Consider the following 13578-nt stretch of genomic DNA (forward strand, 5'->3'; position numbering starts at 1 on the left):
CCGGCATCAGCGCTCTCGTACTCAGGTGCGGATCTGAGTAGCTCCCGGCGCCGGGGAGGTGGCCACGCGGGCGGTGCGGCAGGTGCCGGAGGCGAGCAGGGCGCCGGCGACCGTGCGGGCCGCGTCCTCGTCCTTGACCAGGAACGCGGTCGTGGGCCCCGAGCCGGAGACCAGGCCCGCCAGGGCGCCCGCCTCCGTGCCGGCCGCCAGCGTGGCGGCGAGCGACGGGCGCAGGGAGAGGGCGGCGGGCTGGAGGTCGTTGGCGAGGGCGCCCGCCAGCGCGGCGGCGTCGCCGGTGCGCAGCGCGTCCAGCAGGGCGGGCGAGGCGGCCGGGGCGGGGACGTCCGTGCCGGCCGCGAGCCGGTCGAACTCCCCGTACACCGCCGGAGTCGACAGCCCGCCGTCGGCGACCGCGAACACCCAGTGGAAGGTGCCGCCCACCTCCAGCGGCTCCAGCCGCTCACCGCGCCCGGTGCCGAGCGCCGCGCCGCCGACGAGGCTGAACGGCACGTCGCTGCCGAGCTCGGCGCAGATGTCGAGGAGTTCGTCGCGGGTCGCGCCCGTGCCCCACAGGGCGTCGCACGCCAGCAGCGCGCCGGCGCCGTCCGCGCTGCCGCCCGCCATGCCGCCGGCGACGGGGATGTCCTTGGCGATGTGGAGGTGGACGTCCGGTGCGATGCCGTGCCGGGCGGCGAGGGCGATCGCCGCGCGGGCGGCCAGGTTGGTGGCGTCCAGCGGCACCTGGCCGGCGTCCGGGCCGGAGCAGGTGATCCGCAGCTCGTCGGCGGGGGTCGCCGTCACCTCGTCGTACAGCGAGACGGCGAGGAAGACGTTGGCCAGGTCGTGGAAGCCGTCCGGGCGGGCCGCGCCGACCGCGAGCTGGACGTTGACCTTCGCCGGGACTCGTACGGTGATGCTCACGCTGACTTGGCCTCCGCGATGCGTGCGAACTCTTCCACGGTGAGGGCCTCGCCCCGCGCCTGCGGGGAGATCCCGGCGGCGACCAGTGCCGCCTCGGCGGCCGCGGGGGAACCGGCCCAGCCCGCCAGCGCGGCGCGCAGCGTCTTGCGGCGCTGGGCGAACGCCGCGTCGACGACGGCGAAGACCTCTGCCTTGGTGGCGGTGGTCCTCAACGGCTCGGCGCGCCGCACCAGCGACACCAGGCCCGAGTCGACGTTCGGGGCGGGCCAGAAGACGTTGCGCCCGATGGCTCCGGCGCGCTTGACCTCCGCGTACCAGTTGGCCTTGACCGAGGGCACGCCGTAGACCTTGTTGCCGGGCCGGGCGGCGAGCCGGTCGGCGACCTCCGCCTGGACCATGACGAGGGTGCGCTCGATGGTGGGGAAGCGGTCCAGCATGTGCAGCAGCACGGGCACCGCGACGTTGTACGGCAGGTTCGCCACGAGCGCGGTCGGCGGCGGGCCGGGCAGCTCCTGGACGTGCATCGCGTCGGAGTGGACGAGCGCGAACCGGTCCTTCTTCGCCGGCATGCGGGCGGCGATCGTGGTGGGCAGGGCGCCCGCGAGCACGTCGTCGATCTCGACGGCGACCACCCGGTCCGCCGCCTCCAGCAGGGCCAGGGTCAGCGACCCGAGCCCGGGCCCGACCTCCACGACGACGTCGTCGGGGCGAACCTCCGCGGTGCGGACGATGCGCCGGACGGTGTTGGCGTCGATGACGAAGTTCTGGCCGCGCTGCTTGGTGGGGCGTACGCCCAGCGCTGCGGCCAGTTCACGGATGTCGGCGGGGCCGAGGAGTGCGTCGGGCTCAGTGGTGCTCACCGATACAGCCTACGGCCGCAGTGCGGCCACGGGCTCGACCCCCGCTGCACGTAGAGCTTCTTCGCCCGGTATGTCTGTTCGGCCGCGGGGGCGTCCTGCGGGACGCCGCTGCCGCCGAGGGAACGCCAGGTGCCGGGATCGAACTGGTACAGCCCGCCGTACGTGCCGGAGGAGTCCACGGCGTCCGGCCGTCCGCCGGACTCGCACTGGGCGAGGGCGTCCCAGTCGAGGTGGTCGGCCCCGGCGACGGAGGACGGCATGGGCTTGGTGCCGACCAGCACCCGCCGGTCGACCGGCTCCCGTACGACCTCCTCGGCGATCCTGCGGGGCCTCTGCTTGACGCCGTTGACCGTGCGCACGGCGTACGTGACCCGGCGCGAGCCCTGCCGCCCCTGGCGTTCGACGACCTCGGTGCCGGCGTACAGCGTCGGGTCCTCGACCTTCTCCACCTCGTACGGGATGGGCTCCTCGCGGACCTCCTTGCCCGCGGTGATCCGCATGACGGTGATCGTCTGCCCGTCGCGCGGGAAGCTGCCGAGCGGTACGGAGGTGGTGTCCTGGCCGCCGAGGACGATCCCCGCCTGGTCGACCGCCTCGCGGACGGTGGCGGCGTTGGTGCGGATGGTGCGCTCGCGGCCGTCGGCCATGAAGGTCACGGTGCGCTCGGTGCGCACGTCGAGCGCGAGGCCGCGCCGGGAGATGGCGGCGGAGCGGGACACGGAGAGGTAGGCGCCCTCGGCGCGGACGCCGAGCCCGCGCAGCGCCTCGCCGACCGTCCGCGCGGTGGTCCAGATGCGGCGGCGCTGCCCGTCCAGGGTGAGGGTGACGGGGCGGCCGTAGCGCAGGACGACCTCGTCGCCGGCGGCGAGCGCCTCGTGCGGCGCGGGCGCCACGAGGTCGTGCTCGCCGACGTCGAGGCCCTCGTCGGCGAGGAGCTCGGAGACGTCGTCGGCGAAGGTGTGCATGGTGCGTGGTACGCCGTCGACGCTGAGCCGCACGGCCTTGTCGTCGGCGACGAACGCGCTGGTGCCGCCGGCGAGGAACGCCACGACGAGGGCCTGCGGGACGAGCCGCCGCAGCCCCTCGGGCCCGCCCGCCCCGGCGGCCCTGCGGCGGCGGGCGGCGCGGCGGGCCTCCGCGCGCCCACCGGTGGCCACCGCCGGCAGGGTCGGCGCCCCGGGGTCGACACCGGGTCGTGCGGTGGTGGAGGTGGGGGTGCGGGGGTAGGTGGTACGGGGGGTGGGTGCGGGGGTACGGGCGCCGGGGGCGGGGGTGGGTGCGGGGGCGGTGCCGTGCATGGGGCCGGGCGCCATGGAGGTGGGTGTGGGGCCGGGCGCCATGGGGCTCTGCGCCGTAGGGCCGGGCGGCGTGTGGCCCGCCGCCATGGGGCCCTGCGCCATGTGGCCCTGGGCCATGGGGCCCGCCTCCGCAGGGCCCGCCGCCGTGGGGCCCGCCCATGTCGCGGTCGCCCCGGCCACCCCGGCCGTCCCCGCCCGGGTGGCGGACCTGGCTCGGGCGCGCGCCCCGGGGGTCTGGCGGGGCATCGCCCGGTACACGGCGACGGGCGCCGGTGCGGGGCCGGGCGGGGGCGCCGCCTCCTGGGCGGGCGCCGCGGGCGGGGCCGCCCCGGGCCCGTCCGGCGCCGGCGGCACGTCCCACGCCGCGTACCCGGCCGGCTCGTACGCCGCCCGCTCGTACCCCGCCGGGGCGTACGCCGCCTGGTCGTACCCGGCCTGCCCGGACCCGGCGGGCCCGTAGCCGTACCCCTCGTACCCGACCCCGTACCCGACCCCGTGCTCGACCCCGAACCCGGCCCCGTACGCGGGCGCGTGCTCGACCGCCTCGTACCCCGCCACCGGCCCTCCGGCCGGGGCCGGAGCGGCGTGGTGACTGCCCTGGGAGTTGCTCACGAGGCCGGGACCCTAGCGGAGGGGTGGTCACCCTCCAAAGCGATTCGACTACGCTGTGTCGCGCCGCTACTCTGGAAGGCCCCCTGCCCGTTATCGCTCAGTAATCAAATGCTCGCGCCGTGTTGACGGCGATCGCGGTCGACATGGCCTCCTCGTCGATCCCCCGCACCGCCGCCATCGCCCGGACCGTGATCGGAACGAGATACGGCGCGTTGGGCCGTCCGCGGTACGGCACGGGCGTCAGGAACGGCGCGTCCGTCTCCACGAGCACGAGGTCCAGCGGGGCCACCGCGAGCGCGTCGCGCAGCGGCTGGGCGTTCTTGAAGGTGACGTTGCCGGCGAAGGACATGTAGTAGCCCGCCTCCGCGCAGATCCGGGCCATGTCGGCGTCGCCGGAGTAGCAGTGGAAGACCGTCCGCTCCGGCGCGCCCTCCTCGGCGAGGATGCGCAGCACGTCGTCGTGGGCCTCGCGGTCGTGGATGACCAGCGCCTTGCCGTGCCGCTTGGCGATCTCGATGTGGGCGCGGAAGGACCGCTCCTGGGCGGCCATGCCCTCAGGACCGGTGCGGAAGTGATCGAGGCCGGTCTCGCCGACCGCCTTGACCTCCGGCAGGGCGGCCAGCCGGTCGATCTCGGCGAGGGCGTCGTCCAGCGCCGCGTCGCCCCCCGCTTCCCGGGCGCCCTGACGGGACCAGCCGTCGGGGTCCCCGAGCACGATCCTCGGGGCCTCGTTAGGGTGCAGGGCGACGGCGGCGTGGACGTTGGCGTACGCGGCGGCCGTCTCCGCCGCCCAGCGGGAGCCCTTGAGGTCGCAGCCCACCTGGACCACCGTGTCGACGCCGACGGCGGCGGCCTTGGCGAGGGCCTCCTCGACGGTGCCGGACTGCATGTCCAGGTGGGTGTGGGAATCGGCGACCGGCACCCCGAGGGGCTCGGGCAGCGGCGGCGGGGCGTCCTTGGAACTCATGCCCCGATCGTACGGAAGGGCGTACGGAAGGGGCCGGGGCCTACTTCCGGTGGAAGGCGTGGAGCAGGTCGGACAGGTGCCAGTGGTGCGGCTCCTTGGCCGGCGGCTCCCCGGCCGGTGCCTCCGCCGCGGGTTCCGCCTCCCCGGCCGGTGTCTCCGCCGTGCGTTCCGGGGCCGCGCGTTCCTGGCCGAGGCTCGGCCCGGCGGACCCGACGGAGCCCTTCGCCGGCTCGGCCTGGTGCTGGGCGAGCAGTTCGAGCACCGAGGAGACCTGGCCGGAGCGCATGATCCGGACGCGGTGCCGTCCGCAGTTCAGGCAGGTGGGGTTGGAGAGCGGTGACGGCACCCGGTGGCCGCCCGCCTTGTACACGACGAACTCATGGCCACTGATGTCGGTGTGGTGCTCGATGTCGTACGCCTGCTCCCAGCCGTACCCGCAGTTCATGCAGGCGAAGGCATATGCCTCGTGGCCGACCGGGGTGCTTGTGGTCTCGCTCATGCCAGCTCCTTTCCACCGCACCAGTGGACGCCCTCACGGGCGGGAGTGCGCAGGCACCTGTCGAACAATGGACCGGTCTTGGGACGTCCCATGCCAAAAGGCCTGCCGCACGGTCCGGTCTTTGCCTTTTACGATAGTCCTTTACCGCTCGCGGAGCCTTCGGCAGCGGCGTTCTTTGCCGCGACGACGGCGTCGAACACCTCCCGCTTGGGCAGCCCCGCCTCGGCCGCGACGGCGGCGATGGCCTCCTTGCGGCGCTCCCCCGCCTCCTCGCGCACGCGCACCCGGCGCACGAGCTCGACGGCGTCCAGCTCGCCGGGGCCGGCCTCCGGCGCGCCCTCCACCACGACGGTGATCTCGCCGCGTACGCCCTCGGCCGCCCAGCGGGCGAGCTCGCCGAGGCCGCCCCGCTTGACCTCCTCGTAGGTCTTGGTCAGCTCGCGGCAGACCGCGGCCCGCCGCTCCTCGCCGAACACCTCCGCCATGGCGGCGAGGGTGTCGTCCAGCCGGTGCGGGGCCTCGAAGTAGACGAGGGTGCGCCGTTCGCCGGCGGACTCGCGGAGCCGGGAGAGCCGCTCGCCCGCCTTGCGCGGCAGGAAGCCCTCGAAGCAGAACCGGTCGACGGGCAGCCCCGACAGCGCCAGCGCGGTCAGCACGGCGGACGGCCCGGGCACGGCGGTGACCCTGATGTCCCGCTCGACGGCGGCGGCGACCAGGCGGTAGCCCGGGTCGGACACGGACGGCATGCCCGCGTCGGTGACGAGCAGGACGCGCGCGCCGCCCGCGAGGGCCTCGACCAGCTCGGGCGTACGCGCGGACTCGTTGCCCTCGAAGTACGACACGACCCGGCCGGTCGTGTGCACACCGAGCGCCTGGGTCAGCCGGCGCAGCCGCCGGGTGTCCTCCGCGGCGACGATGTCGGCGGTCTCCAGCTCGGCGGCGAGGCGGGGCGGGGCGTCCGCGACATCTCCGATCGGGGTCCCTGCGAGTACGAGCGTTCCGGTCACCGTTCCTGTCACAGGTGCCATCCTCGCAGCCCGGACGGGCGACTCGCACAGGCGCGTTCCCTACGATGGCGCGGTGACCAGTACTGCTCCTGAGGCCCTGCACGGACGGGACGCCGGGAAAGAGCCGCCCTCCTGGCAGCGGCGCCTGCGCCGTTTCGGCTACGTGCCGCGGCCGGTGACCGGCCTGCGCGAGCGCCTGGTGCCCCCGTACGCCCGCCCCTCGGACCGGGTCTGGACGGTGCTCGGCGCGCCGCCCGCGGTGGCCGCCCGACTGTGGCGGCTGGCGGCGTGGGGCGGGCCGCTGCTGGTGGCGCTGGTGGCGGGGCTGCTGCGGTTCTGGAACCTGGGCTCGCCGCACGCGGTGATATTCGACGAGACGTACTACGCCAAGGACGCCTGGGCGCTGGTCAACCAGGGCTACGAGGGGTCGTGGCCCAAGGACGTCGACGCGTCGATCCTGAAGAATCCGGACGCGGTGGCCGTCCCGGTGGACCCCGGGTACGTGGTGCACCCGCCGGTGGGCAAGTGGGTCATCGGGCTGGGTGAGCAGCTCTTCGGGTTCACCCCGTTCGGCTGGCGCTTCATGGTGGCGGTGCTGGGCACGCTGTCGGTGCTGATGCTGTGCCGGATCGGTCGGCGGCTGTTCCGCTCGACGTTCCTGGGCTGCCTGGCGGGCGCGCTGCTGGCGGTGGACGGGCTCCACTTCGTGATGAGCCGTACGGCACTGCTGGACCAGGTGCTGATGTTCTTCGTCCTGGCGGCGTTCGGGTGCCTGCTGATCGACCGGGACCGGACGCGGGCCCGGCTGGCGGCGGCGCTTCCGGTGGACCGGGACGGGGTGCTGCGGCCCGACGCGGAGGTCGCGGAAACGCTGCGCCTGGGGTGGCGGCCGTGGCGGATCGCGGCCGGTCTGACGCTGGGGCTGGCGGCGGCCACGAAGTGGAACGGGCTGTACATCCTGGCCGCGTTCGGGGTGCTGACGGTGCTGTGGGACGTGGGCGCCCGCCGCACGGCCGGGGCCTTCCGGCCGTACGCGAGCGTGCTGCGGCGGGACCTGGTGCCCGCGTTCGTCTCGACGGTGCCGGTGGCGATCGCGACGTACCTGGTGTCGTGGTCGGGCTGGATCGTCACGGGCAAGGGGTACTTCCGCAACTGGGCGGCCACGGACGGCCGGGACAGTGCGTGGTCGTGGCTGTTCCCGGACTGGTGGCGCAGCCTGTGGCACTACGAGGCCGAGGTCTACAGCTTCCACGTCAACCTGACGTCCGGGCACACCTACCAGTCCAACCCGTGGAGCTGGCCGGTGCTGGGGCGGCCGGTCTCCTACTTCTACGAGGACCCGCCGGCCGGCCGGGACGGCTGCCCGGCGGACGCCACGGAGAAGTGCGCGCGCGAGGTGCTGGCGATCGGTACGCCACTCCTGTGGTGGGCGGCGTGCTTCGCGCTGCTGTACGTGCTGTGGCGCTGGTTCTTCCGCCGCGACTGGCGGGCGGGCGCGATCGCGTGCGCGGTGGCGGCCGGCTGGGTGCCGTGGTTCTTCTACCAGGAGCGCACGATCTTCCTGTTCTACGCGGTGGTGTTCGTGCCGTTCCTGTGCCTGGCGGTCGCGATGATGGCGGGCGCCATGCTCGGCCCCCCGGGCCAGGACGCGGCCGCCGAACGCCGCCGCACCATCGGCGCGGTCGGCGTGGGCGTCCTGGTGCTGCTCATCGTCTGGAACTTCATCTACTTCTGGCCCCTGTACACCGGCCAGTCCATCCCGATGGACGACTGGCGCGACCGGATGTGGCTGGACACCTGGGTGTAGCTGGGCGGACGCACCACGAGGGCGCGGCGGCCGGCCGCGCCCTCGTGGTCGTTGTCATTCCCTGCCGGCTCACCGGAGGACCGCTCCTCAATGGCGTCTGGGCTTGTCCTGCAGGCCATCTGAGCAGCCTTCTCCCCAGCCGTCTTGTGGAAGCTCTCCGTCACTGATGTAGGCGGTAGAGGCACGTTCATCGCACCTACGCTGCGCCTCCCGGTCGTCAGCACTGTAGAGGCCCATTCGACGCATCTCCTGACCATCCACATAGCCCTGCTCATAGCCGGGCGGACCGGGAGATGCGGAGTCGCTGCCCGACTGGAACACACCCCCTCCGATTATCACCAAGAGGGCGACGAGCGCGGCGGCCGCCAAGATGCGGCCGGCAGTGCGATCGCGGAGGGACGGCGGCAGGACGCGCTGCCATCTGTAGTGGGGGAGCGTCATCGGCAAACCTCCGGCACCCTGGCTGGCGACGATCACACCCTAGAAGGGCTCAGATGGTGCCGTCCACGGCCCAGCGGCGGCCCAGGAGGGCCCACTTGAGCTGTTCGCACCACAAGGGCGACAGGCCAGGAAGCGCGTCTGCGTCCGGCCCAATACGCGGGCGAGGCCGTCCCGATGGACGACGGGAACGACCGGATGTGACTGGACACCTGGGTGCAGTTGGTCCGGCGGGGCGTCATGGTCGGTCGGCGGGTACGGGAGGTGCGGGAGGGGGAGGCGTCAGAGACGCTGCGCGGGCGCGGCAGCTTCCGTTCGCCCGTGCTGCCGGCCTCGCCGATCGCGCCGGCTCCGCACCGTGTGCCCCATGAGAGCCACGGCGACGACGCATGCCGCGACACGAGTGACGTTCCAGGTCGTGGTGAAAACCGGACCCTGCGATTCGGCCTCCACGTGCAATCGCTGCGTCGCCTCGACGAAGGCGACCAGCGGAACGAGCAGACGGAACAAAAGGCCACCGATTCCGGGCGTTCGCGCGAGGTTCCCCACGAGACCGAGGGGCGCGCCGAACACGAAAGCCGCTGTTCCCCACACGAGGATTTTGCCCCCGCTGGAGGCGCCGGATTCCATTCCAGCCGGAACGGGAGCGGCGGATTCCACTCCTGCGGGAATGGTGGGATACATGTCCTTGAAGACGTAGTACGTCACTACACCGATGGCCAGCCCCACAGATGCCAGCAACATCGACTCGATTCTTGACGGGCGGAAGCAACCCATCAGGAATGCATAGCAGGCCCACGGCCAACCGCTGGAGAATACAATGCCCACGGCGACACACGCGGGGTTGTCCCACTTCCCGGCGACCGGTCCCACCAGGCCGAGCAGCAGGGCCGTCGCGAGAGACACGGCGACCGGCACTACGCGAGCACGCGTGAAACGCATGATGTCTTTTCCCCGTTCCGTGGGCGAGTCCGAGCCGGAGGTGGCACGCGCCGGGGGCTGTCCGGGCGCCCGGACAGCCCCCGGCGCGGCTCGCTCACCTGCAACGCCTCCCCGAGGGGTCATGCTCGGTTCGGCGGTCGGAACCTAGTCGACGCTGTAGTACGTGGAGCAGGTGTAGGCGAGGCCCGCAGTGAGGTTGGCGTTGGACGTGCCGCCGGCCGGAGCCCAGGCGCGACGCGTGCTGCCCGCGAGCTTCACCGTGGAGGAGTGCCCCTTGGTGTGGTGATAGTAGTTCGAGTAGCAGTACTTGTTGACGACTCCGGGACTGACCTCTCGCGCGTACCAGCCGAAGCACCAGTTGCCGCCGCTGGACGGGCTGATACAGGTCCGCGACCGCGGGCTGACAGCGCGCTTCGGAGCGTCCAGCTTGAGCATCACCACGCCCCATTCGGAGGGGTTGCCCAGTTCGGCGGGCGGCTTCGTACCGTCCCCGCGGTGATGGACGGTGATGGCGGCTCCGGATGTACCGACGGCCGCGGACGCGTCCGCGGTGGCCGGCGTCGCGATACCCACAGCCGCAATGGCCGCGCCCGCGATGGCGAAAGCGATGGATCTAGCGGTCTTCATGTCATTCCCTCCCCGTGATTTCCCCCTGTTGGGAACGGGAGAGATCTTTCACGGGCACCCGCCCACCGGCAAAGCAATATCCGATGTTGGCCAGAAACCGCCCCGGTCGCCCCGCCTGTCACCTTTCAGACATGTCCCTCTTTATCACTGCCCGTTTTGCGGCGATCAGCCCGACGAGCGAGCTTCGGCCGTCCGTCGCCGTCGCCGCTCATCCGGTGGCCGGTACCGGACGTTCGGGGCATCAGGAGCCGGTGACGCGGACACCGCACGCCAGCGGCTCCACGCCCCGGGCGAGGCGCAGCCGGGCGTCGCGGAGGCCGAGGGGCCGACAACGGGTGCCGCCCCGTTGTCAGTTGGGCTGTGTAGTCTGTTTTACAGCCGGGGGGAACGGGCCTTGAGGGGCGCGTGTGGCCGTGTGTACGCATGGGCCTGCGCGTCGCTCGTGGGGTCCTCGTTGGGGTCGCCGTTTCCCCCGTGACCAGACGCATCAACGGGGATACGGGGAATGACCATGAGACGGAGCACACGTGTGCTCGCGGCGCTCGGCGCCGCCGTCGGTTCGCTGATACTCGTCACGCAGCCGGCCTCGGCCAACTCCTTCGGGCCGAGGTTCGCGGACAACTCGGCGCACAGCTTCTTCTTCGACGACGACCTGTCGTCGGGGCAGCGCGGCGGCATGGACTGGGCGCGGAAGAACTCGCTGGCGCCCACGGACATGACGACCAGCCTGGACAGCCGGTACAACAACAAGGTCGACGTGTGGGCGTACTCCACGTGGAACCCCACGGGTGACCAGAGGGAATGGTACGCCTGGACCACCTGCGTGAAGATGGTGAGCGGCAGCTCGTCCAAGTGCGACCAGTTCACCATCGTGTTCAACAACAAGGTGCCGCACTCCAACTACAAGTCGCTGTCGTGCCACGAGATCGGCCACAGCGTGGGGCTGGGCCACGCCTCCGGCGAGAACCGCAACTACACCTCGGCGAACCGTTCCTGCATGCGGGGCGGGCCCGACCACAACTACTACGCCAAGCACGACAAGAACCACATCAACGGCCGTTACTGAGCAGGACCGAGAGAGCAGAGGAGAATGAGCGACCGATGAAGCGCGCACACATCACGCGGGCGGCCGCCGGTGCCGCCACCCTCGCCGTCCTGCTGGGCACGGCGGCGTGCTCGTCCGGCACGCAGCCGGCCGACAAGGAGCGGGGCACGTCCGGCGCCACCAAGGCGTCCGGCGGTTTCTGGGGCGCGCACGCGGGCGCGGCGGCCTCCGAGGCCAACCCGCCGGCGAGCGTCCCGGACCTGGCGAGCCGCTCGGACCTGGTGGTCCTCGGCACCATCACGGGCGCCGAGGAGGGCAAGGAGTACGCCGACCCGGGCAAGCCGGTCAACCGCACGTCGAACGTGCGGATCAAGGTGGCGAAGTCCAGCAAGCCGGGCGTGACCGACGCGGTCGTGGAGTTCACCCGCGACCCGGGGCACGACCTGAAGGACATCACCGGCAGCGTGCCCCAGGGGAGTTACGTCTTCTACCTCAGGTCCTGGTACGAGGGCCCCGACGGCCCGGTCTATAGCTGCGCCTCCACGGCCTCGTGCGTGGTCGCCGCCAAGGACGGCGCCCTCCAGACGCCCCGGGACCCCGAGGCGGCCCAGGAACTGACCGAGGGCACCCGGAGCGCGGCTCCGGCCGCGGCCGGGAAGACGGCCCAGTCGGCCCCCTCCGGGCCGCAGCGGCTGAACAGCGCCGAGGACGTCTTCGCGCTCAGCACCACCCGCTGAGCGGTGGGCGACGCGGGTCCCGGGCACCGGCGACGGTGTCCGGGGCCCGGACGTTCCGGTCGGATAACAGTCACCCGGGCTCTCACTACTGTCCCGTAGGGTGACTCCCGTTACGCGATTGAACGCGTTCAACGGGGCTCCTGGGGAGGGGACTGCACGATGCGCAGTGGAGCGAAGGTCGCCATCGTCGGCGGGGTGTTCACCGTCGTGGCGGGTGGCGTGGGGTACGGGGCGTACAACCTGTGGAACGGCATCACCGGCGGGGCGGAGGGGACCACCACCACGTCCGCCGCGGCCCCGCGCACGGCGGGCAGCGGACCGGTCACCGCCGAGGAGGTCGAGCGGACGGCCAGGGACTTCCTCGCCGCATGGGCGGCGGGTGACGACGCGGCGGCCGGTGAGCTGACCGACAACGCCGACACCGCCGCTCCGGCCGTCCAGAACTTCCGGGAGGTCGCGCACGTCTCCAAGGCGGTCATCACGCCCGGCAAGCCCGTGGGCACCAAGGTGCCGTTCACGGTCGACGCGACGGTGACGTACGAGGGGAAGTCCAAGCGCCTGACGTACGCCTCCGAGCTGACCGTCGTGCGCGGTGTCACCACCGGCAGGCCGCTCGTCGACTGGAAGCCGGCGGTGATCCACCCCCAGCTCACCGGCGAGGCGGTGCTGCGCACCGGGGAGGCGCCCAACCCGCCGGTCAAGGCGGTCGACCACCGGGGCGTGGAGCTGACGCCGGAGAAGTACCCCTCCCTGAAGCCGGTCCTGGCCGAACTGCGCGAGAAGTACGGCTCCGAGGCGGGCGGCAGGCCCGGCATCGAGACGTGGATCGACGACGCGGCCGGGGGCGCGCCCGACCGGACGCTGCTGACGCTCGCCGAGGGCAGGCCCGGCGAGCTGCGCACGACGCTGGACGCGGGCGTCCAGGCGGCGGCGGAGCGGGCGGTGAAGCGGTACGGGGAGTCGTCGGTGGTGGCGATCAAGCCGTCCACGGGCGAGATACGGGCGGTGGCCAACAACCGCAAGGACGCCTTCAACGCGGCGTTCGAGGGCAAGCAGGCGCCCGGCTCGACGCTGAAGATGGTCACGGCGGCGCTGCTGCTGGAGAAGGGCCTGGCGGCCAAGGACCGGCCGGCCGAGTGCCCGAAGAGCGTCATGTACGAGGGCCGCACCTTCCACAACCTGCGGCACTTCGCCCTGGCGGACGGCAGCACCTTCGAGGAGAGCTTCAAGCGGTCGTGCAACACCGCCTTCATCAAGCTGATCGACGACGTCGGTGACGACTCGGCGCTCGGCACGGAGGCCCGTGACGTCTTCGGCATCGGCCTGAACTGGCAGACCGGTGTGCGCACCTGGGACGGCTCCGTACCCGCCGAGACGGGTGGCGAGGCGGCGGCCCAGTACATCGGGCAGGGCACCGTCCAGATGAACGTCCTCAACGTCGCGTCCATCACCGCCACCGCGAAGAACGGTTCCTTCAAGCAGCCGGTCATCGTGCCCCGCGACCTGGACGACCGGCCGATCGCCAGTGCGGCGCGCCCCCTGGAGGGGTCGGCGGCCCGGCAGTTGCGCGACATGATGCGGGCCACGGCGACCAGCGGCACGGGTGCGGCGGCGATGGCCGGGGTCGGCGGCGACAAGGGCGCCAAGACGGGGTCGGCGGAGGTCGGCGGGCAGGCCGACTCCAACAGTTGGTTCGCCGGGTTCGCCGACGACCTGGCCGCCGCGGCGGTCGTCCAGGCGGGCGGTCACGGCGGGGACGCGGCGGGCCCGCTGGTCGCCGCGGTGCTCAACGCCCGGTAACCCACTCGCGTGGCCCGT

12 protein-coding genes are annotated in these 13578 nt (G+C 72.7%); 4 read left to right on the top strand and 8 right to left on the bottom strand.

The annotated features are described in order from the left end of the window. Positions 1 to 21 precede the first annotated feature (21 nt). The 6 genes from E2B92_RS08425 to rsmI all read right to left on the bottom strand — a co-directional run bounded on the left by E2B92_RS08425 (position 22) and on the right by rsmI (position 6164). Positions 22 to 921, bottom strand: a complete 900-nt coding sequence (locus tag E2B92_RS08425; protein WP_126888399.1) for a 4-(cytidine 5'-diphospho)-2-C-methyl-D-erythritol kinase — start codon at positions 919 to 921, stop codon at positions 22 to 24. Further along, the gene (gene rsmA / locus E2B92_RS08430) at positions 918 to 1781 is read right to left on the bottom strand and encodes a 16S rRNA (adenine(1518)-N(6)/adenine(1519)-N(6))-dimethyltransferase RsmA (RefSeq protein ID WP_126888400.1); all 864 of its coding nucleotides are present in this window, start codon (positions 1779 to 1781) and stop codon (positions 918 to 920) included. Before rsmA ends, E2B92_RS08425 begins: the two co-directional genes overlap by 4 nt. Beyond that, the gene (locus tag E2B92_RS33960; protein ID WP_443070273.1) at positions 1778 to 3196 is read right to left on the bottom strand and encodes a ubiquitin-like domain-containing protein; all 1419 of its coding nucleotides are present in this window, start codon (positions 3194 to 3196) and stop codon (positions 1778 to 1780) included. Before E2B92_RS33960 ends, rsmA begins: the two co-directional genes overlap by 4 nt. Positions 3197 to 3788: 592 nt before the next feature. After that, positions 3789 to 4658, bottom strand: coding sequence for a TatD family hydrolase (locus E2B92_RS08440; protein ID WP_126886995.1), 870 nt, complete (start codon positions 4656 to 4658; stop codon positions 3789 to 3791). 40 nt (positions 4659 to 4698) lie between these two features. Continuing rightward, the gene (locus E2B92_RS08445; protein WP_126886994.1) at positions 4699 to 5157 is read right to left on the bottom strand and encodes a hypothetical protein; all 459 of its coding nucleotides are present in this window, start codon (positions 5155 to 5157) and stop codon (positions 4699 to 4701) included. Between the two features lie 128 nt (positions 5158 to 5285). Further along, entirely contained in the window at positions 5286 to 6164 is an 879-nt protein-coding gene (gene rsmI, locus E2B92_RS08450; protein WP_126886997.1) for a 16S rRNA (cytidine(1402)-2'-O)-methyltransferase, read from the bottom strand. A 73-nt stretch (positions 6165 to 6237) separates the two neighbouring features. Between rsmI and E2B92_RS08455 the strand changes: the two genes are divergently transcribed. Beyond that, on the top strand, positions 6238 to 7971 hold the full coding sequence (locus tag E2B92_RS08455; RefSeq protein WP_126886993.1) for a dolichyl-phosphate-mannose--protein mannosyltransferase: 1734 nt from the start codon (positions 6238 to 6240) through the stop codon (positions 7969 to 7971). A 720-nt stretch (positions 7972 to 8691) separates the two neighbouring features. Here the strand turns inward: E2B92_RS08455 and E2B92_RS08460 are convergent. Together E2B92_RS08460 and E2B92_RS08465 are read right to left on the bottom strand one after the other, a co-directional pair. After that, positions 8692 to 9351, bottom strand: a complete 660-nt coding sequence (locus tag E2B92_RS08460) for a hypothetical protein (protein WP_126886992.1) — start codon at positions 9349 to 9351, stop codon at positions 8692 to 8694. A 144-nt stretch (positions 9352 to 9495) separates the two neighbouring features. Then, a complete protein-coding gene (locus E2B92_RS08465; protein ID WP_126886991.1) occupies positions 9496 to 9978 on the bottom strand; it encodes a lactococcin 972 family bacteriocin in 483 nt (160 codons plus the stop codon). 511 nt (positions 9979 to 10489) lie between these two features. On the opposite strand from E2B92_RS08465, the gene E2B92_RS08470 reads away from it, so the two are divergent. The 3 genes from E2B92_RS08470 to E2B92_RS08480 all read left to right on the top strand — a co-directional run bounded on the left by E2B92_RS08470 (position 10490) and on the right by E2B92_RS08480 (position 13560). Then, positions 10490 to 11044 carry a hypothetical protein gene (locus E2B92_RS08470; protein WP_235023734.1) on the top strand — a complete coding sequence of 185 codons (555 nt, stop codon included), beginning with the start codon at positions 10490 to 10492 and terminating at the stop codon, positions 11042 to 11044. A gap of 35 nt (positions 11045 to 11079) precedes the next feature. After that, a complete protein-coding gene (locus E2B92_RS08475) occupies positions 11080 to 11760 on the top strand; it encodes a hypothetical protein (protein WP_126886990.1) in 681 nt (226 codons plus the stop codon). Positions 11761 to 11919: 159 nt separating this feature from the next. Then, positions 11920 to 13560, top strand: a complete 1641-nt coding sequence (locus tag E2B92_RS08480) for a penicillin-binding transpeptidase domain-containing protein (RefSeq protein ID WP_126886989.1) — start codon at positions 11920 to 11922, stop codon at positions 13558 to 13560. The last annotated feature ends 18 nt before the right edge of the window (positions 13561 to 13578 follow it).

Source organism: Streptomyces sp. WAC05374 (genome assembly GCF_004353505.1).
Taxonomy (GTDB): Bacteria; Actinomycetota; Actinomycetes; order Streptomycetales; family Streptomycetaceae; genus Streptomyces.

What these genes read in the sequence shown, in the direction of transcription:
- E2B92_RS33960 (WP_443070273.1), bottom strand. Translation starts at nt 3,196, where the DNA reads ATGGCCCAGGGCCACATGGCGCAGGGCCCCATGGCGGCGGGCCACACG.
- E2B92_RS08440 (WP_126886995.1), bottom strand. Translation starts at nt 4,658, where the DNA reads ATGAGTTCCAAGGACGCCCCGCCGCCGCTGCCCGAGCCCCTCGGGGTG.
- E2B92_RS08445 (WP_126886994.1), bottom strand. Translation starts at nt 5,157, where the DNA reads ATGAGCGAGACCACAAGCACCCCGGTCGGCCACGAGGCATATGCCTTC.
- E2B92_RS08460 (WP_126886992.1), bottom strand. Translation starts at nt 9,351, where the DNA reads ATGCGTTTCACGCGTGCTCGCGTAGTGCCGGTCGCCGTGTCTCTCGCG.
- E2B92_RS08465 (WP_126886991.1), bottom strand. Translation starts at nt 9,978, where the DNA reads ATGAAGACCGCTAGATCCATCGCTTTCGCCATCGCGGGCGCGGCCATT.
- E2B92_RS08470 (WP_235023734.1), top strand. Translation starts at nt 10,490, where the DNA reads ATGAGACGGAGCACACGTGTGCTCGCGGCGCTCGGCGCCGCCGTCGGT.
- E2B92_RS08475 (WP_126886990.1), top strand. Translation starts at nt 11,080, where the DNA reads ATGAAGCGCGCACACATCACGCGGGCGGCCGCCGGTGCCGCCACCCTC.
- E2B92_RS08480 (WP_126886989.1), top strand. Translation starts at nt 11,920, where the DNA reads ATGCGCAGTGGAGCGAAGGTCGCCATCGTCGGCGGGGTGTTCACCGTC.